Source organism: Streptomyces sp. NPDC050504, assembly GCF_044458065.1.
Taxonomy (GTDB): domain Bacteria; phylum Actinomycetota; class Actinomycetes; order Streptomycetales; family Streptomycetaceae; genus Streptomyces.
Map to the genome: position 1 here is coordinate 586,478 of NZ_JBITHO010000005.1, position 17,085 is coordinate 603,562.

The 17,085-nt window shown below is 73.4% G+C and carries 18 protein-coding genes; 8 read left to right on the forward strand and 10 right to left on the reverse strand.

Annotated elements, in window-relative coordinates:
- Positions 1-105: 105 nt before the first annotated feature.
- A complete protein-coding gene (locus ACIBNE_RS21620; protein ID WP_399273861.1) occupies positions 106-1,098 on the reverse strand; it encodes an aldo/keto reductase in 993 nt (330 codons plus the stop codon).
- 129 nt (positions 1,099-1,227) lie between these two features.
- On the opposite strand from ACIBNE_RS21620, the gene ACIBNE_RS21625 reads away from it, so the two are divergent.
- From ACIBNE_RS21625 to ACIBNE_RS21635, 3 genes are read left to right on the forward strand one after another with little or no spacing between them, the layout of a single operon-like run.
- Positions 1,228-1,476, forward strand: a complete 249-nt coding sequence (locus ACIBNE_RS21625; RefSeq protein WP_399273862.1) for a helix-turn-helix transcriptional regulator — start codon at positions 1,228-1,230, stop codon at positions 1,474-1,476.
- A complete protein-coding gene (locus ACIBNE_RS21630; protein WP_399273864.1) occupies positions 1,473-1,997 on the forward strand; it encodes a hypothetical protein in 525 nt (174 codons plus the stop codon). Before ACIBNE_RS21625 ends, ACIBNE_RS21630 begins: the two co-directional genes overlap by 4 nt.
- An 11-nt stretch (positions 1,998-2,008) precedes the next feature.
- Positions 2,009-2,332, forward strand: a complete 324-nt coding sequence (locus ACIBNE_RS21635; protein ID WP_399273866.1) for a hypothetical protein — start codon at positions 2,009-2,011, stop codon at positions 2,330-2,332.
- A gap of 76 nt (positions 2,333-2,408) precedes the next feature.
- On the opposite strand, the gene ACIBNE_RS21640 is transcribed toward ACIBNE_RS21635, so the two are convergent.
- Positions 2,409-4,091, reverse strand: coding sequence for a hypothetical protein (locus ACIBNE_RS21640; RefSeq protein WP_399273868.1), 1,683 nt, complete (start codon positions 4,089-4,091; stop codon positions 2,409-2,411).
- A 211-nt stretch (positions 4,092-4,302) separates the two neighbouring features.
- Here ACIBNE_RS21640 and ACIBNE_RS21645 point away from each other — a divergent pair, with 211 nt between their 5' ends.
- The gene (locus tag ACIBNE_RS21645; RefSeq protein WP_399273870.1) at positions 4,303-4,437 is read left to right on the forward strand and encodes a hypothetical protein; all 135 of its coding nucleotides are present in this window, start codon (positions 4,303-4,305) and stop codon (positions 4,435-4,437) included.
- Positions 4,438-4,446: 9 nt separating this feature from the next.
- On the opposite strand, the gene ACIBNE_RS21650 is transcribed toward ACIBNE_RS21645, so the two are convergent.
- Both ACIBNE_RS21650 and ACIBNE_RS21655 read right to left on the reverse strand, forming a co-directional pair.
- A complete protein-coding gene (locus ACIBNE_RS21650; protein WP_399273872.1) occupies positions 4,447-5,319 on the reverse strand; it encodes an NUDIX domain-containing protein in 873 nt (290 codons plus the stop codon).
- Between the two features lie 88 nt (positions 5,320-5,407).
- Positions 5,408-5,887 carry a hypothetical protein gene (locus ACIBNE_RS21655; protein WP_399273874.1) on the reverse strand — a complete coding sequence of 160 codons (480 nt, stop codon included), beginning with the start codon at positions 5,885-5,887 and terminating at the stop codon, positions 5,408-5,410.
- 132 nt (positions 5,888-6,019) lie between these two features.
- On the opposite strand from ACIBNE_RS21655, the gene ACIBNE_RS21660 reads away from it, so the two are divergent.
- On the forward strand, positions 6,020-7,357 hold the full coding sequence (locus ACIBNE_RS21660) for a tetratricopeptide repeat protein (RefSeq protein WP_399273876.1): 1,338 nt from the start codon (positions 6,020-6,022) through the stop codon (positions 7,355-7,357).
- 120 nt (positions 7,358-7,477) lie between these two features.
- Here ACIBNE_RS21660 and ACIBNE_RS21665 read toward each other — a convergent pair whose 3' ends face one another.
- Positions 7,478-8,002 carry a VOC family protein gene (locus tag ACIBNE_RS21665; RefSeq protein ID WP_399273878.1) on the reverse strand — a complete coding sequence of 175 codons (525 nt, stop codon included), beginning with the start codon at positions 8,000-8,002 and terminating at the stop codon, positions 7,478-7,480.
- A gap of 153 nt (positions 8,003-8,155) precedes the next feature.
- Positions 8,156-10,108: a GTP-binding protein gene (locus ACIBNE_RS21670; RefSeq protein WP_399273880.1), complete on the reverse strand. Its 1,953-nt coding sequence runs from the start codon at positions 10,106-10,108 to the stop codon at positions 8,156-8,158.
- Positions 10,109-10,347: 239 nt separating this feature from the next.
- On the opposite strand from ACIBNE_RS21670, the gene ACIBNE_RS21675 reads away from it, so the two are divergent.
- A complete protein-coding gene (locus ACIBNE_RS21675) occupies positions 10,348-11,046 on the forward strand; it encodes a TetR/AcrR family transcriptional regulator (protein ID WP_399273882.1) in 699 nt (232 codons plus the stop codon).
- A gap of 13 nt (positions 11,047-11,059) precedes the next feature.
- Here ACIBNE_RS21675 and ACIBNE_RS21680 read toward each other — a convergent pair whose 3' ends face one another.
- A complete protein-coding gene (locus tag ACIBNE_RS21680; RefSeq protein WP_399273884.1) occupies positions 11,060-11,950 on the reverse strand; it encodes a LysR family transcriptional regulator in 891 nt (296 codons plus the stop codon).
- A 141-nt stretch (positions 11,951-12,091) separates the two neighbouring features.
- Between ACIBNE_RS21680 and ACIBNE_RS21685 the strand changes: the two genes are divergently transcribed.
- Together ACIBNE_RS21685 and ACIBNE_RS21690 are read left to right on the forward strand one after the other, a co-directional pair.
- A complete protein-coding gene (locus ACIBNE_RS21685) occupies positions 12,092-13,543 on the forward strand; it encodes an MFS transporter (protein WP_399273886.1) in 1,452 nt (483 codons plus the stop codon).
- Entirely contained in the window at positions 13,540-14,052 is a 513-nt protein-coding gene (locus tag ACIBNE_RS21690; RefSeq protein WP_399273888.1) for a pyridoxamine 5'-phosphate oxidase family protein, read from the forward strand. Before ACIBNE_RS21685 ends, ACIBNE_RS21690 begins: the two co-directional genes overlap by 4 nt.
- Before the next feature lie 100 nt (positions 14,053-14,152).
- Here the strand turns inward: ACIBNE_RS21690 and ACIBNE_RS21695 are convergent, their stop codons facing one another.
- From ACIBNE_RS21695 to ACIBNE_RS21705, 3 genes are read right to left on the reverse strand one after another with little or no spacing between them, the layout of a single operon-like run.
- Complete coding sequence (locus tag ACIBNE_RS21695) at positions 14,153-14,569, reverse strand: hypothetical protein (RefSeq protein WP_399273890.1); 417 nt, start codon at positions 14,567-14,569, stop codon at positions 14,153-14,155.
- Positions 14,566-15,225 carry a hypothetical protein gene (locus tag ACIBNE_RS21700; protein WP_399273892.1) on the reverse strand — a complete coding sequence of 220 codons (660 nt, stop codon included), beginning with the start codon at positions 15,223-15,225 and terminating at the stop codon, positions 14,566-14,568. The genes ACIBNE_RS21695 and ACIBNE_RS21700 overlap by 4 nt, the downstream gene beginning before the upstream one ends.
- Positions 15,222-16,967, reverse strand: coding sequence for a hypothetical protein (locus tag ACIBNE_RS21705; RefSeq protein ID WP_399273893.1), 1,746 nt, complete (start codon positions 16,965-16,967; stop codon positions 15,222-15,224). Before ACIBNE_RS21705 ends, ACIBNE_RS21700 begins: the two co-directional genes overlap by 4 nt.
- Between the last annotated feature and the right edge of the window lie 118 nt (positions 16,968-17,085).

The following is a 17,085-nucleotide window of genomic DNA, read 5'->3' on the forward strand; positions in this document are numbered from 1 at the left end:
CGTCCCGCACACCCGTCCCGCGCACCGCGCGCCACACACCGCCCCGTCCCGCGCCCCTCGCCCCGCACGCCGCCCCGTCCCGCACGCCCGCCCACACACCGCCCCCTACTCCTCCCCGCTCCCGTCCAGCCGCGCCCGCTGCTCCCCCGTCAGCCGCAGTTCCACCGCCTCCAGGCTCTCCTCAAGCTGCGCCACCGACGACGCCCCCACCAGCGGTATCGCCGGCACGTCCGCGTCGATCAGCCAGGACAGCACCACCTGGTTGACCGTCGCCCCCGTCTCCCGCGCCACCTCCGCCAGCGCCGCCCTGCGCAGCGCCGTGCCGGGATGGTCGTACTCCGCCCCCAGCGGCTTGTCCGTACGGCTGTACGCCCCCGCCAGCAGCGGCGTGTACGCGACCAGGCTCATCGTCGGATCGGCCCGGAGGTAGCTCAGCATGTCCCCGCCGACCGTGCCCTCGTGGTCCTCCAGCGAGGGCCGCGTGGGCAGGTCGGCGGCGCGCCGGAAGTACGTGTGGTGGTACTGCGCGACCTCGTACCCGGGCAGCCCGGCCGCCCGCGCGTACTCCCTGGCCCGCGCGACCTGCCACGTCCAGTGGTTGCTGATGCCGAGCAGCCCCACCACGCCCTCCGCCACCAGCCCGGCGAACGCGTCGACGGTCTCCTCCAGCGGGGTCGCGGGGTCCGCGATGTGCGCGTAGAGCAACGGCAGCTTCTCCAGGCCCAGTTGCTCGCGGCTGCGCTCCGCCGCCTCGCGGACCGTCTTCGCGCCCAGCCCCTCCGCGTTGTCGAGGTAGCCGGTGCCGGGGTCCTTGGGCCGGGCGCCGAGCTTGGTGGCGACGGTGATCTCGTCGCCGATGCCCCGGCTGCGGATCCACCGCGCGAGCAGCCGCTCGCTCTCGCCGCCCTGGCTGCCGGTGACCCAGTACGCGTACACGTTCGCGGTGTCGACGAAGGTGCCGCCCGCTTCGACGTACCGGTCGAGGATCGCGAAGGACGTCTCCTCGTCGGTCGCCGAGCCCAGCAGCATGGCGCCGAGGCTCAGCACGCTCACCTCGCGGCGGTTGCGGGGGTCCTGGCCGATGGTGCGGTAGCGCATGCGGTGTCCTTGTCGCTCGAAGTGGCCGGTGCGGACCGGTGCGGAAGGGAGTCTCGCGTTTGGAGCGCACTCGAAGTCAAGGGCGGGACACGGTTGTGGATCTTCACTCAAGTGTAGTACTTCTTGTACATGAGTGAGCAGGTCTACAACAGGCTGGCAGTGGTCCGCGCGGAGCGGAAGGTGTCGCGGCAGGCGCTGGCGGACGCCGTCGGCGCGCACTACCAGACCATCGGCTACATCGAGCGCGGGCAGTACAACCCGAGCCTCGACCTGGCTCTGCGCATCGCGGCCCACTTCGGGCTCCCCGTCGAGGCGCTGTTCTCGCTGGAGCCGTTCGACCCGCTCACCGAAGAGGTCTACGGGAGGAAGCAGTCATGACAGGGACGGGCAGCACGGCGACGCGCTACGACCGGCGCGTGTACGAGCTGATGAACGACCGCAGGGCGGCGGCGCTGTACGCGACGGCCGCCCGGCGCAGGGTCCTGGTCGGCGCGCACGTCGCGCTGAGCGCGGCCGGGGCGGGCCTCGGCTTCGTGCTGCCCTTCGGGGAGCGGCCGTGGGTCCTCTTCGCGCTGCTCGGACTGCTCGTTCCCTGGTGCGTGGCGACCGGCGCGATCAACGGCGCGACGCGCGGGCTGCTGGAGCTGCGCGGCCGGATGCTGGACGAGCGGCAGCTCGCCGAGCGCGACCGGGTGCACGCGCGGGCGCACCGGCTGACCACCGGCGTGCTCGCCGCGACCGGCCTCGGCACGGCCCTGCTCGGCTGGGCGGGCGCCTTCCGCTTCGAAACGCTGGTCGCGCCCGTGCTGCTGGCGGCGCTGGCCGTGCACTGGCTGATGCCGCTGTGGGTGGCGGGCCTCGGCGTGCGGGACGAGCCCGCGGACGACAACGAGTTCTAGGAGGTACGGAGTTGTTCAGGAATCGTACGGAGACGGTACTGCTCGCGCTGCGCGAGGCGGACGCCATCACCGAAGCCCTGCGGGGCGCGCTGGAGAGCGCACCGGAGGCCGAGCGCGCGGGACTTGAGCGGGCGCTGGCGGTGGTGGCGGAGGCGACGGCCGCCGACGACGCGGCGCTGAAGGCGCGTTGGGTGCGGAAGGTGCTGGCGGAGGCGGGCTGCGAGGAGGCGCCGGACTCGGTGGCCGCGATCAAGGCGCTGCGCGCGGCGGAGCCGGGCCTGAGCCTGCTCCAGGCGGTGACGCTCGCGAAGGCGGCGGCTCCGGAAAAGGCGTGAGCGGGGGCGGGGCCGGGATCGGGGACGGGGTCCGGGGCGGAATCCGGGGCGGGGTCGGCCCGACGTGCCGGGCCGGTCAGTTGGGCGCCGGGTTCCGCACCACCCGGTAGTCCTGGACCCGGCCCGCCGATGTGAGCAGCGCGAGGAGTTCGGCGCGGCGGCGCTCCGGCATGCGCTGGGCCGCCGCGCGCAGGACGCCGTCCGCCTCCTCGTCGAGATCGTTCAGCCGCAGGTCCCGTACGAGGTCCGCCACGGCGTCGGCGGAGCGGCCGACGCCCGCCGACTCCAGGTAGGGCGCCGCGTGCGCACACAACGCCCGCCAGCGGCCCAGCACTTGGGCCGTCGGCAGGTCGGCGCCCGTGTCCAGGACCGTGTCCACCAGCCCTTGGTGCCCCTCGGCCTGGAGGACGTGCGCGAGGGCGGCGAAGGAGACCGCGCCCAGGTGCCCGGCCACGTGGTCGCGCAGGAGCAGCAGGGACGCGGGCGAGTACGCGACCCCGCCCCCGGCCGCCCCGCTCTCCGCCTCCGCTTCCGCGTCCGCGTCTCCCTCCGACTCCGGCTCCGGCTCCGCCTCCAGGAGTGCGGCGCTCTCCTCGGCCAGGACCAGGGCGGCCGCCAGTCGGCCCACGGGGTGGGCGTCGAGGGCCGGGGCCGCCAACTCGGCCGCCGGGCCCGGACCGAGAAATCCGACGAGCGTTCCGATGAAGTCCAACAGGGCTTCCGGGGTGGCCAGTTCACCCACCATGTCCAGCACGAGACCGGCCCGGAACGGCCCGTCCGGCACGTGGGCCACGGTCATGGCCGCCCGGCGGGGGTGCTGCGACAGGCGGTGGACGCTGGCGGGGTCGTCGAGGTCCGGCAGCCTGGTCTCCAGCTCCTGGAGCGACTCCTCAAGTTGGACGACCTTCCGCTGGGCCTCTTCGAGCGTACGGATGAGCCCCGCGACCTGCCGTTCCATCGCCTCGTACCGGTCCGCGACGCGCTCCGCCCGCTCTTCGGCCTCCTCTGAAGAAGCTCCCCGCTCCGCATCCCGTTCGGCGCCGTCGGCGGAGAGGTCCGCGAGCGCCCGCGTGAGGTCGTCGCCCAGCTCGCCCAGCTCCTGGCGCGCGGCGGTCAGGGCCCCGCGGAGCTCACCGGCGCGGTGCACCGCGCTCGTGCGCTCGGCGGCGAGCTGGGCGATGGCGCGCTCCAGCGGGTTGGAGTCCAGCTGCGCCGCACTGTGCAGGGTGCGGAGTTCGGCGACCGCGCGGGGCGTGGGCGGGCGGTCGGTGGCCCGGAGCGCCTCGATGATGGCGTCCAGCGTCTTCAGCGGGACGTCGACCGGCTGCCGTACGAGCTTGGAGAGCCGGGGCGTGGAGTACCGGATCTCGCCGGCGATCCAGGACCGCTGCACGCCCGCCAGGATGCGGTGCAGCGCGCTCTTGAACTCGTACAGGTCGGGCCGCCCCCGGAAGTCGTCCTCGTCGGGCGGCAGGGGAACCCGCCCCGGGCCGCGCGGGCCTTCGGGACCACCGGGGCCCTCGGGGCCCTCGGGGCCGCCAGGGCCGCCGGGACCATCGGGACCGCCGGGGCCGGGCGGGTCGCCGGGAGGGCGGGGGCCCTTCGGAGGTGGGAGCGGGTCGTCGAGGAAGCCCAACGGGTCGAGCGGGTCGACGCCTTGCGCGTACGCACCGGAGACGCCCGCGTCAGGGACGTACGCGGAGAAGTCGTCGACGACGGGGATCTCCTGGGGCGACGGGTCCGGCTCGGGCGGCGGCACCCGCGGTCCGCGCGGCCTGTCAGGACGCGGCGGCCCGCCTCCCATGGAAAACCCCACAGGTCCCCCTTCCAGGCCCCGCCTGTTTCCTCTTTTCCGGCAACAACTCCCCGGGATTCTTTCTCACTTGAGGCAATTTTTCAGCCCTGGTGTCCTCGAAGCGTCCATCCGTACCGGTCACCCCGGGTCACCCCGGACCATTCCTGGAGGCACCATGCGAGGCAGCACACCCCGACCGCTCTGGCGGCGGCTCGGCAGGACGGCCGCGTTCGGCCTGGTCCGAGGGCTCTCGTACGGCTGCGGCGCGGCGCTGGCCGCCGCTGCGGCGTGGTGGGCGCAGTCGCGCTGAGGCGGCGCGCTACGCCTTGGCGGGTGCGCCGCGCTGGTAGAGCGGCAGCCGCATCCCGAACTCGTAGGCGCGGGCGGCGGCGCGGATGCGGGCGGCCTGGTACGGCAACGCGTGCCGGTCCAGGTCGCCCATGGGCACCCACCGCAGCGCGGACAGCTCGGCGATAGCGCTCTCCGGAAGGCGCACGGCACGGGCCTCCTGGGGCGTCAGAATCCCCCCGTCCACGACGATGTTGATCCCCTCGGCACTGTCCTCGTGCGCGGGCATCTGGTCGATCATCAGCGCGTGCGAGATGTGGCGGCGCAGGCCGGTCTCCTCGAACAGCTCCCGCGCGGCAGCCGCCGCCACGGTCTCGTCCGGATGGGCGCCGCCGCCGGGGAGTTGCCAGCCGAGGCGGCTGTCGGCGTGCTTGTACGTCGGCTTCACCAGGAGGACGGAGCCGTCCTGGTCGCGGATGAGGACGACGGCGCCGATGCGGCGGCGGGGCGGGTTGGCGGGGTCGATGTCGGCGTGCGCCATGGGTGTTCCGTTCTCGTGGAGGGTCGGGAAGTCCCGTAGTCCGGTGGGTACGGGGAGCAGATGACCGCCGGGGTGGTCGGCGAACAGTTCGCACGGGGTGCCGCAGGGGTCCATGACCTGGACACGGGTGTCGGTGTGCTGCCAGCGCACCCACACCGCACGCCCGGAGGGTCCGGGCAGGAACAGCAGGTGCGCGGCGTGGTCGGCGTCGCCGTGCCGGGTCAACTCGCACTCCACGGACGGCAGTACGTCCTGCGGATCGGCATCACCGCCGGCGAGTTCGACGGCACGGCCCACCACCGGGGGCGTATGGAAGAAGCGTTCGGAGCAGCGGTTCACGAAGGGGTCCCCCAGGGACTTCATGGGCGTGCGAGGGGTGCGGCGAGGAGCCAGCCGATCGCGGCCCACGCGGCGAACGTGGCCGCGAAGACGAGCGCGGTACGCAGGTACTTCACGTGCGGGCGGGGCGCGGGATGCGGGGCGTTCGGCGGTACGCCCGTATCGGGGGCACGGCACCCACACGTACGGCATGCAGCACGTACGTCCCGGTGTGATCGGTCGCCGAGACCGCGACGGGCAGCCCGTGGCGCAACCGCTCGTACGCCACCTGCCGACTCGCCGGATCCGCACACCACGCCCGCAACTCAGCGGGCACGCTCGGGAGTTCGTTCAGCGCGGGACTGGTCACCAGCACGCCCCGCTGCGCGGGCTCGACCCAGTGCGCATCCGGGCCGGGATCGAGCCCGTCCGCCACCCGATGCGCCTGCGCGAACAGCCACCCCACCGCCATCCCCACGTACGGAGTACGGAAAGCCCCCAGCACGACCCGGACCGTCCCGCCGTCCACCGGCCCAGTCGCCGCCACCTCGGCGCGGTAGTCGCAGCGGGGAGCCTGTCTGGCGGCCTGACGTACGGCGGTGTTCACGTCCACGAATCGGCTCCATCCCCTAGCCACCTCTGCTACCTCTAAGCAACCGCACGACCACACACAGCGGTACTGTTGGCGCAGCGTGAACGTTTTAAGGCGTTTAAAGCGCCTAGGAGCGTGGGGAGTTGGGCGACCGTGGCGAACGAACCAAATCATCGCTTGGAACGGCTGTTCACAGAGAGCGGCTGGACGCTCAGCCAATGGGCACGCGCCGTTAATCTCGTGGGAAGCGAGAACGGCACACCCCTGCGATACAACGCCTCAGCCATGCACCACTGGCTGGCCGGGACGACCCCTCGAAGTCAAGTACGGCGGTTCGTCGTCGAAGCGTTCTCACGGCGACTCGAACGCCCCGTGACCTTTGCCGAGGCAGGATTCAGCGATCTTCCCGATCATTCGACACAGCAGCCGGATACGGTGGAGGGGCTGCTTGAGCTAGGGAAGGACGACATGGACCCGTCACGGCGCAGAGTGCTCGGTGCTGGTCTCTTCTCGGTGGCGCTGACCATTCCTGGTTGGCCGGACTTGGTGAGCCGGGCTGAAGCTGCACAGACCGGGCGGACAGCGCGTATCGGCATGGCCGATGTGGACATGGTCATTGCCATGACAGAGCGCGTGTCCGGCCTGGACGACGAGTTCGGCGGGCGCTATGCGCGCCCCATGGCCGCAGCGTTCCTGGTCAACACGGTCGCCCCGGCATTGCGCGCCGACGGCTCCGAAGCGGTCAAGAACGCCATGCGGTCCGCAGCCTCGGACTTGTGTTACCTCACGGGCTACATGGCCGTGGACGAGGGGTTCCACGGTTTGGCCCAGCGGTACTACCTCAAAGCCCTTGAGCTGGCCGGTACCGCGAATGACCACATCACGTACTGCACCACGCTACGCGGAATGAGCGTTCAGGCAGTTAACCTGGGCCACGGGCAGACCGCCATGCGGCTCGCGAATTCCGCAGCGGCGGCCTCCCCACAGGCGGGACCGCGAATGCGTGCGTTCCTTGCGGGCCAACAAGCGCACGCAGCGGCACAGATCGGCGACCGGCACGCGGCTCTGTCGTACCTGCGCGAAGCGGAAGCGGCCATGGACAAAGCCGAGTCGCGTGCCACCACGTTCGCTTCGTACGACCCTTCGTCGCTCACCTACCACGTGGGACAGGTGCGGTACGAACTCGGCGACGTGAAGGGCTCCATCTCGGCACTTGCCGAGTCGGACAAACTCCGCCACCACACGTTCCGCCGAAGTCGGGTGCTACACCTGTCCATGATGGCCGAACGCCAATTGGAACTCGGCCATCTCGAAGCGGCCTGCGACACGTGGGGGCGGGTGGTGGACATCTACCCGCACATCGAATCCGGGCGGTGCGACCAGCGCCTCGCGACACTCCTCGAACGCGTCCGCCCCTTCACGAAGAACCAGACAGCGCGCAGCTTGTACGAGCGGGCGGCGCTCGTTGCTCCGCCTTCGTTCACGGCTTAGCGCACCGAGCCCCGCGCACGCGGCCCCGCCCGCCGTACCGGGGACGGCAGAGACCCGCCGCCCCCGCTCCCCCGCGCCCTCCGCCCCCGCCCGCCGCCCTCGCCCGGCGCGCAGCCGACCTCAGCCGACCGGGCGGCGCGGCGCGCTCGCCACGCCCGACTCGCGGCCGCTCAGCTCCGCGTCCAGCGTTTCCTGCGCCACCCGCATGGCGTCCGCGTACTTCGGCTCCGCCATGCGCTGCCAGGCGAGGTCAGGCGCGACCTCCTCGACGCGGCTCGTCACCCACCAGATGTTGCCGAACGGGTCCCGCACCCGGCCGCCCCGGTCCCCCCACGCGCTGTCGACGACCTCGGTGACCACCTGCGCGCCGTGTGCGACCGCCGCCGCCATCGCGGCGTCCGCGTCCGGGACGTAGACCCGCAGCAGCGAGGGCATGGCAGGCCAGTCGGGGCGGCGGTCGAAGGCCAGCACCACCGTGTCGCCGACGCGGATCTCGCCGTGGCCGATGGTGCCGTCCTCGACCGGCACCCGGGCGATCTCCTCGCCGTCGAACGCGGCGGCGACGAAGTCGAGCAGGGCGCCGGTGTCGTCGGTGACCACCCACGGCGCGACGCTGGTGTAACCCTCGGGTGCGGTGCGGTTCATCGGTCTCGTCCCCTCGTCCGGTTCTTCGTGACGTGACGACAGTAGGGTTCAACTAGGACTGTTTCGGTCCTAGTTCGGACAGGGAGCGGCGGGAGCGACGGAAGCGGCGGGCGACCGCGTCGCGCCGGAGCTCATGGGGGGGGCGACGCCCCCTCACACCCTCCGCAGCACGTGCAGCAGGTACTCCTTGCGGTCCAGCGGGTTGTGGTCCGTGCGCGCCCGGACGGGATGCTGCCCGCCCGCCACCGCCGCGTAGTGGTCGAAGGCCGCCTCCAGCACGCCCTCCCCGCTGGTCAGCGTCGGCAGCCGGACCTCCAGCGCGTGGACGGACGCCGCCGGGACCGTGCCCTCCACCACGTACGCGTCCCCGCGCGCCTCGGACGTCGCCGGGACCGCCCGCAGTCGGCCGAGCACCGGCAGCACCGCGCCCAGCGCGCCCGACGGCACTTCGAGGCGGAAGCGGTGCACCGGCTCGTGGACCCGCGTCCCGGCCTCCCGCAGCGCCGCCACCAGGACCAGCGGGGCCAGCGCCCGGAAGTCCCCGGCCGTGCTGGTGATCGAGCAGAAGCCGGAGTGCGTCACGGTCACCGCGCAGTCGGGCACGGCCCATCCGCTCAGGCCCTGTTCGAGGGTCGCGCGCACCGCCTCCTCGACCGCGACGAAGAAGGCGTACGGCATGGAACCGAGCTCCACGCCGAGGCGCAGTTCCACGCCGTGCCCCGGGGGCGCGGGCTCCACGCGCAGGCCGACCGTCGCCCGGAACGGGTTGCCGTCCCGGCCCATCGGTTCGTGCGCCGCGCCCGCCCCGACCAGCCGCTCCACGCAGATCGTGGACGTCTGCCTGAAGGTCACCCCGATCCCGAACTCCTCCTGGAGCGTGTCCCGGACGACCTCCTTCTGCACCTCCCCGTACAGCGAGACGGAGACCTCGCCGCGCACCGGGTCGTGCCGCAGCCCGATCAGCGGATCCTGCTCGGCGAGCCGCCCCAGCGCGGCGTGCAGCGCCGCCCGGTCCGCCGCGCGGCACGGCACGACGACCGTCTCCAGCGAGGGCGGCGGGAACACCCCGGCGTCCGCGCCGGAGCCCGCCCGGCCGCGCGGCCGCTCGCCCAGCACGTCCCCGACCCGCACCGCGTCGAGCCCGCGCAACTGCCCGATCTCCCCCGCCCGCACTTCGTCGCGGCGCGCCACGGCCCCGCCCGCGAAGACCCCGACACCGGTGACCCGCTCCGGAGCGCCGCCCCGGAACGCGTACCGGTCGCGCACGCGCAGGGCGCCGGAGAACATCCGGACGTACGCGACCTTCTCGCCCGCCGCGCCGCGCTCGACCTTGAACACCGTGCCGGACAGCGGCCCTTCGGGATCGCCGCCCGCGCCGGGCAGCAACTCCTTGATGCCGCCGATCAGTTCGGTTACGCCCTCGCCGGTGAAGGCGGAGCCGAAGTAGACGGGGTGGACCTCGGCGCGGCCCGTCTGGCGGGCCAACTCCGCGTGCAGTACTTCTTGTTGGAGCGCCGCCCCCTCCACGTACGCCGCGAGCAGCGCGTCGCTGCGCTCCGCGAGGAGTTCCACCGTGCGCTCGGCGAACGGGTCGACCGGCACCGCGCGGACCGCGCGCGTACCGAGGTCGCGGGCCGCGCCCATGGGGACGACGGCCGGGGAGAGCTTGCGGGCCAGCTCGGCCAGGAGCGCGTCGCCGCGCGCGCCGGACCGGTCGATCTTGTTGACGAAGACGAGCGTCGGGATGCCGAGCCGCTGGAGCGTCCGCATCAGGACCCTGGTCTGCGCCTGGACGCCCTCGACCGCCGACACGACGAGCACGGCGCCGTCGAGCACGCCGAGGACCCGTTCCACCTCGGCGATGAAGTCGGGGTGGCCGGGGGTGTCGATGAGGTTGACCGTGACGTCGTCCACGGCGAAGGAGACGACGGCGGACTTGATGGTGATCCCGCGCCTGCGCTCCTGGTCGAGCGAGTCGGTGCGGGTGCTTCCCTCGTCGACGCGGCCGGGCTCGTCGACGACGCCGGCGGCGTACAGCAGCCGCTCGGTCAGGCTGGTCTTACCGGCGTCGACGTGCGCGAGGATTCCGAGATTCAGCGTGTGCAATGCGTGTCATGTCCTTCGAACAGGAGGAATTTCCCTTCGCCTGGGGCATGAACGCACGGCGCATCGACATCTCCGGATCTCTCGGCAGGGCCCTTCGACCGAAGGACCCCGCCCAGTGGAGCAGAGGCGCCGCGGCGGCGGCAACCGAATTCCCCCCTCGTGTGCGTACATTGTTCGCATTGCGCGTACGTCGTACGCTATGGTGGGCGGGCGAGCCACGGACCGACCGAGGAGGCCCCATGACCGCCGCCGACCAGCCCATCCCCTCCGTGTGGACCCGTCCGCGCAAGCAGCGGGAGCAGCTGAGCCGCGAGCAGATCGTCGCCGAGGCCGTCGCGCTGCTGGACGCCGACGGGCTCGAAGCCCTGAGCATGCGCAAGCTCGGCACCCGCCTCGGCGCGGGCGCCACCTCGCTCTACCGGCACGTCGCCAACAAGGACGAGCTGATCGAGCTGGTCGTGGACGAGATCTACGGCGAACTGTCCGTCCCGGGCGTCGGCGACCCGGCGGCCGAGGGCCCCGACGCCTGGCGGAACGCGGCGGCCGGCGTCGCGCACGGCCTGCGCGACATGGTGCTGCGCCACCCCTGGGTCGCCTCGGTGCTCGGCCAGGTCGGCCTGGTCCACCTCGGGCCCAACGTCACGGAGATGACGGAACGCATGCTCGTGGTGTTCCGCACGGCGGGCTTCTCGGACGAGGAGACCAACCGGGCGATGGGCTCGGTCATCGCGTACGTCATCGGCATGGCGATCAGCGAGGCGGCGTACCTCTCGCTGATCGCGCGCAGCGGCCGCAGCGAGCAGGACTTCATCGCGTCGCTCGGCGGGGAGCCCGGCGTCGAGGCGGGGAAGGACCCGGCCGCGGTGCGCGAGGAGAGCTTCGCGTACGGCCTGGACCGCATGCTCGACGGGCTGGCACTGCGCGTCGACAAGCCCTGAGCCCCCGCGGCCCCTACTCCCTCCCCGCCCGCTCCCGCGCCGTCTCCTCGAACACCGCGACCCGCGCCGTGCGCCCCGCGCGCCGCCACACCAGCCCGTACTCCAGCGGCGGCGCGTCGCTGAGCGGCACGTACGCGACCCCGGGCCGCACGAGGTAGCGCGCGCCCTGCTCCGCCGAGACCACCGCGCCCCGGCCGGCCGCGACGAGCGCCAGCGCCTCCTGCCAGTTGGTGTACGCGCGCTCCCGCACGACCGGTGCGCCGCCGGGCGTGCGGGGCGGATAGTGGAAGTCCAGCCAGTAGTCGGGGAGGTCGCCGTACGGGATCAGCAGCGGGATCCGCGTCAGGTCCTCCAGCGACACCGAGGCGCGCCGCGCCAGCGCGTGGTTGTCCGGCACCACCAGCGTCCGCCGCTGCGAGATGAGCACGGGGCCGGTCACCAGGTCCGGCTCCCTGACCGGGAACTCGGTGAGCTGGAGGTCGTACTCGCCGGAGCGCAGGCTGCCGAACGGATCGGACGGCGCCACCTCGCACAGCCCCACCTCGGAGCCCGGGTGACGGGTGCGGAACTCCTCCGCCGTACGCATCAGGAAGTCGCCGCTCCACGGACCCGAGAAGCCGATCTCCAGGCCGCCGTCGATGCCGCGCCCGGCCGCCACCGCCCGCTCCACCGCCTCCCGCATCGAGGCGTGCAGCGGCGCGAGGTCGTCGCGCAGCCGCTTGCCGATCGGAGTGAGCGCGACCCTGCGGCTGGTGCGCTCGAAGAGCGGTGCGCCGATGCGGCGCTCCAGCTTCTGCACGGTCTGGCTGACGTGCGCGCGCGAGACCCGCAGCCGCTCGGCCGTCCGCCCGAAGTGCAACTCTTCGGCGAGCGTGAGGAAGGACTCCAGCTCCTGCCGTTCCATGACCAACCCCCCTGGTCGACCAGGACCGTTCAGTCCCAGTGACCGATCATTCCACTCTTCGGCGTTGTTCGCGATCCCCGAACGATCGAAGGTTGAAGCATCAACCCACCGCTTCAACCACACCACTCCGAGGAGTATTCGATGTCCGGCGCCCCAAGTCCCCTGTCCCTGAGCGGTCGCTCCTGGGCCGTGCTGTTCGTGCTCTGCGGCGCGATCTTCCTGGAGGGGATCGACGTCGCCATGCTCAACGTCGCCCTTCCTTCCATCAGGTCCGACCTCGGGCTCTCCACCGGCGAGCTCCAGTGGGTGATGAGCGCCTACGTCCTCGGCTACGGCGGCTTCATGCTGCTCGGCGGGCGCGCGGCCGACCTCTTCGGCAGACGGCAGATGTTCGTGCTCTGGCTGACGGTCTTCCTTCTCTTCTCCGGACTCGGAGGTCTCGCCACCGAGGGCTGGATGCTGATCGCGGCCCGCTTCGTGACCGGTGTCGCCGCCGCGTTCATGACCCCCGCCGGGCTCTCCATCATCACCACCGGCTTCCCCGAGGGCCCGCAGCGCAACAAGGCGCTGCTCGTCTACTCCGGCACGGCCGCGGGCGGCTTCTCCATCGGCCTGGTCGTCGGCGGTCTGCTCACCGCGGTCCACTGGCGCTGGGTGTTCTTCGCCCCCGTCGTGCTCGCCGCGCTGATCCTCGTCGCCGCGCTCGCCTTCATCCCCAGGTCCCCGCGCCCCGACCGCACCGGGCAGCGCGTCGACCTGGCGGGCGCGCTCACCGTCACCGGCGGCATCGTGCTCCTCGTCCTGACCGCCGAGCGCGCCGCGCACGCCCCGCTCGGCCCCACCCTGGGCGGACTCGCCGCCTCGCTCGCCCTCTTCACCGCGTTCGTGCTGATCGAGCGGCGCGCGAAGCACCCGCTGGTGCGGCTCGGCGTCCTGCGCGACGGATCGCTGCTGCGCGCCAACGCCATGGGGCTGCTCTTCGCCGCGGGCTTCTTCGGCTTCCAGTTCGTCGCCGTGCTCTACCTCCAGGAACTGCGCGGCTGGTCGACCCTGGAGACCAGCTTCGCGCTGCTGGCCATCGGCACGGACGCGATCCTCTCGCCGCTCGTCACGCCGAAGCTGGTGGAGCGGTTCGGCAACGCGAAGGTGACCCTGGGCGGACTCCTCGTCGCGGCCCTCGCGTACGCGCTGTTCCTGCCCGTCGGCACGGACACCGTCTACGCCGCGATGTTCCCGACGATGCTGCTGCTCGGCATCGCCTTCTCGCTGGTGTACGGCCCGCTGACGATCGTCGCGACCGAGGGCGTCGACGAGGCGGAACAGGGCCTGGCGGGCGGGCTGTTCTACACGTCCTTCCAGTTCGGCGCGGCGCTCGGCCTCTCGGTCGCCACCGCCGTCGGCGTCGCGGCCACGGACGGCACCTCGCCCGGCGCGGTGCTGGACGGCTACCGCGCGGCGCTCCTGGTCCCGCTGGCCGCGGTGCTCGCGGCGGCCGTGGTGGGCGCGTTCGGCCTGCGCGGCGGCAAGGGCCGGGGCACGGTCGCGGTCTCCGGGACGCAGGCCGCCCCGGAGACCGCGGAGGCGCTGCGATGAGCGCCACGAGGACCGGCTCCTTCGCGGAGCTGCGGGACGAGTTCTTCGCCACCGTACGGGAGGTCAAGTACGCCACGATGGTGACCCTCGACCGGCAGAACCGCCCCCGGGCCCGGGTCCTCTTCCCGGTCTGGGAAGAGCCGGAAGAGGCGGAAGGGATGGAAGGGGCGGAAGACCGTCCGGTCGGCTGGCTCGCCTCGTACCGTACGCCGGTGAAGGCCGCGCACCTCGCGCACAGCCCCCACACCACGTACTCCTACTGGAGCCCGCGCCAGAACGCCGCCCACGTCGACGCGCTCTCCGCCTGGGCCGACGACCCGGCAGACAAGCTCCGCGCGTGGCGGCTGTACGAGCGGGGCGGCCCGCCCGGCGTGGGCTACGACCCGGCGCGCTACTGGCCGGGCGGGCCCGACGACCCCGGGTTCCACGTGATCCGGATCGACCCGTGGCGGATCCAGGTGGTGCGGGGGACGGACCTGCGCGGCAGGATCTGGCAGCGGCCGGTGTGACGGAGACGGAAGACGGAGGACGGAAGGGGCGGGACCCGGAGGGGTTCCGCCCCTTCCCCGCGTACGGCCCCGCTGCTCGCCCTTCCCCGCGTACGGCCCCCTACTTGCCCTTCCGCGTGCCGAACGCGACCGCGCTGACCGCCGCCACCGCCGCGCCCAGGACGCCCGTGGCCGGGGCCACCGCCCCGTGGTCGATGAAGTACTTGGCGATCCACAGGACGCCCGCGAAGGACGTCGCCGCGAAGCAGGCGCCCGCCAGCTGGAAGCGGAAGTTGATGATGTCCATGCGCATCCGGTGCCTGCTCTCGGAGCGCTGGATCTCGCGCAGCGCCGCGGAGTCCTCCTCCACGATCCGCAGCACCCGTTCGGACGCGCCGGGCACCACCTGCTCCCACTCCGTCATGTCCGTGCCCGACGGCAGCGGCCGCAGCGGCCCCGCGGGCGGGGGCTGGTCGCCCTGGCCACCCGCCCCGCCCGTGCCCGGCGCGGGCGGCTGCGGGGGGACCGGGGCCGTCACGAGAGGTCCTCGTCGGAGCGGTGCGCGGCCTCCGCCAGCCGGTCCGCGGTGCGGCGCAGGGACTCCTCCACCCGCGCGCGGGCCTCGACGGGCGGCGGTGCGGGGGCGGCGGGCGGCGCGGGCAGGCCGTGGAAGGCGCGCGGGAACACCAGGACGGTCAACAGCCCCCGGGCGAAGGCCCGTCCGGGGGTGTCGGGGACGGCGGGGACGCCGGGGGCGGCGCCGACACCGGCCGCCCGGCTCCGCACGGCGGTGATCCCGGCCGTCAACAGGGCCGACCAGACGAGGAACAGCGTCCCCGGCCACCACCCGGCGAGCAGCGCGACCGCCCCGGAGGCCGAGAGCAGGGCGAGGGCCGTCCACCGGCGCGGCCAGGCGGCGGCGCGGTGCCCGGCCGCAGGGGCGTCACCGCGCACGTCCCAGCCCTGTATGGCCTGGTCCCAGTCGGCCTCGGCCCGTACGGCTCCGGTACGGCCCCCGCGCGACCGCCGCCACACGGCCCGCCCGCCCCAGCGGGCCCAGCGGGCCCAGCCGGTCCGCCTGGCCCGCCTGGCCCGCCCGGCGCGCCCGGGGCGCGGACGGGTCTCCGGCTGGGCCCGTCCTCCGGCGCTCCAGCCCTGGGTGTCCGCGTCCCAGAGCGGATGGCTGATGCTCATGGCGCCCCGCCTCCAGTGCCGCCCCCGGAGCCGGGCCCCGGACCGTCCCCCGCGCCGCTCTCCCGCACCCGTACCGCCCCGTGCGCCACCGCCTGCACCACCGCCTGCGACGCGGCCGCGACCCACTGGCCGCCCGGCGGCACGTAGAGGCCGCCGTCGGTCACCCGCGCCGCCCTCGCCTCGAACTCGTCCGTCCGCAGGCCCGCTCCGCGCAGCGCGTCCACCACGCCGTCGACGACCGCTTCCTGGACGGATTCGACGTAGCGCCGGGTGTCCATCTCCCGGAAGGCCCCGACCGAAGGGGCCGAGCCGAGCTCGCGCACCGAGACCGCGGGCCCCTCCGGCAGGCTCACCCCGTAACCGCCGATGGCCAGCCGCCAGCTGTTCTTCACGGACCGCCACAGCACGACGGGCGCGAAGGCCACCGACACGGGCAGGCGCACCAGCGACCGGGCCACCAGAACGGGGGGCGACGTGTGCCGCTGCCGGTGCGCCCACCGGTCCGCGGCGTGGAACTCGGCCCGCACCGGGCCCAGTACGTACGGCACCACCTCCAGCCCCAGCAGCCCGCCCTGGGTGTGCGCGCGCACGAAGACGGTCGTCACGACCTCCTCGTCCCAGCCGCCCACCTGGATCCGCAGGAAGAGCCGCCGCGCCTCGCCGCCCTCCTCCGCCGCCGACTCGCGGTGGTGCTGGAAGTGCTCGGACACGTACGAGGCGACGGAGCGGGCGGGCAGCCCGTCCACCGGCAGGAAGACGACCTCCTCGACGCGGATCTCCCGCAGCCTGTCCCGCACCCCCGTGGCGTTCGGGTTCGCCTCGCGCAATGCCTCGATCCGCGTCTGTACGTACCGCAGCACCTGCCCGTTGACGAGCTGTCCGGCCTGCCTCAGCCCGACCGTCCCCTGCGGGGGCCTCAGGGGCACGGCGAGCGTCCACGCCCCGCACGCGGTGCCCGCGCCCAGGAACGGCGCCGTGACGTCGTACAGCACCATCGGGGAGTGCTGCTCGACGCGGATCCTGTCCTTGAGCCGCCGGAACCGGAAGCCGACCGCCTGCTCCGCGGGGTCGGCGGGGACGTCGCCGAAGCGCTCGCGGGACAGTTCGAGCGCCACGACCCGGGCGGTCTGCTGGCGCTGCACCACCCCCGCGACCCCCAGGGCGACGACGCCACAGGCCACGGCCCACACGTCGACGCGCGTCCAGCCGGAGTCCTTCCCCGCGCCGCCCGTGCCCCAGAGGCCGCCGAACGAACCCGGGTCGCTGTGGAGCGAGTAGAGGCTGGACGCGACGGCGAACAGCAGCAGCCGTCCCGCCCAGCGCAGTGCCGAGGCGGCCAGCCGCCGGGGGCGGCTCGGCTCCGGGCTCCCCTTCGATGCCGTGCGGAGCCGGGAGGCCGCGGCCAGCAGGGCGAAGGGCGGCAGGAAGAGGTAGACCAGTCCCCCGCTGAAGAGTCCCGTCAGCAGCCACAGCGCCACGACCGCCCCGGCCCAGGCGACGGCCAGCCGCCTGGCGCGCAGCGCGTGGGCCAGGACGCGGGCCGCGTCGAAGCCGAACGAGGGGGCGACGACGCGCTCCTCGTGGACGTACAGCTCGTCGATGACGGCGTCGCGGAAGGAGTCGTCGACGTAACTGCCGACGCACAGCAGCCGGGTCGCCTCGCTGCTGGACGGCGTCGGCGGAACGGGCGTCGGCGGGACGGACGGGGGCGGGACGGGCGAAGCCGGGACGCGTGCGGGCACCAGGCGTCCCCCTCCCCCCGTCGTCCACACCAACTGACCTGTTTCGCGGATCAGTTGATGATTAGCGGACGGCGACGGCACGCGTCAACCGGTTCCGGGAACGACGACGCCCCCGGGT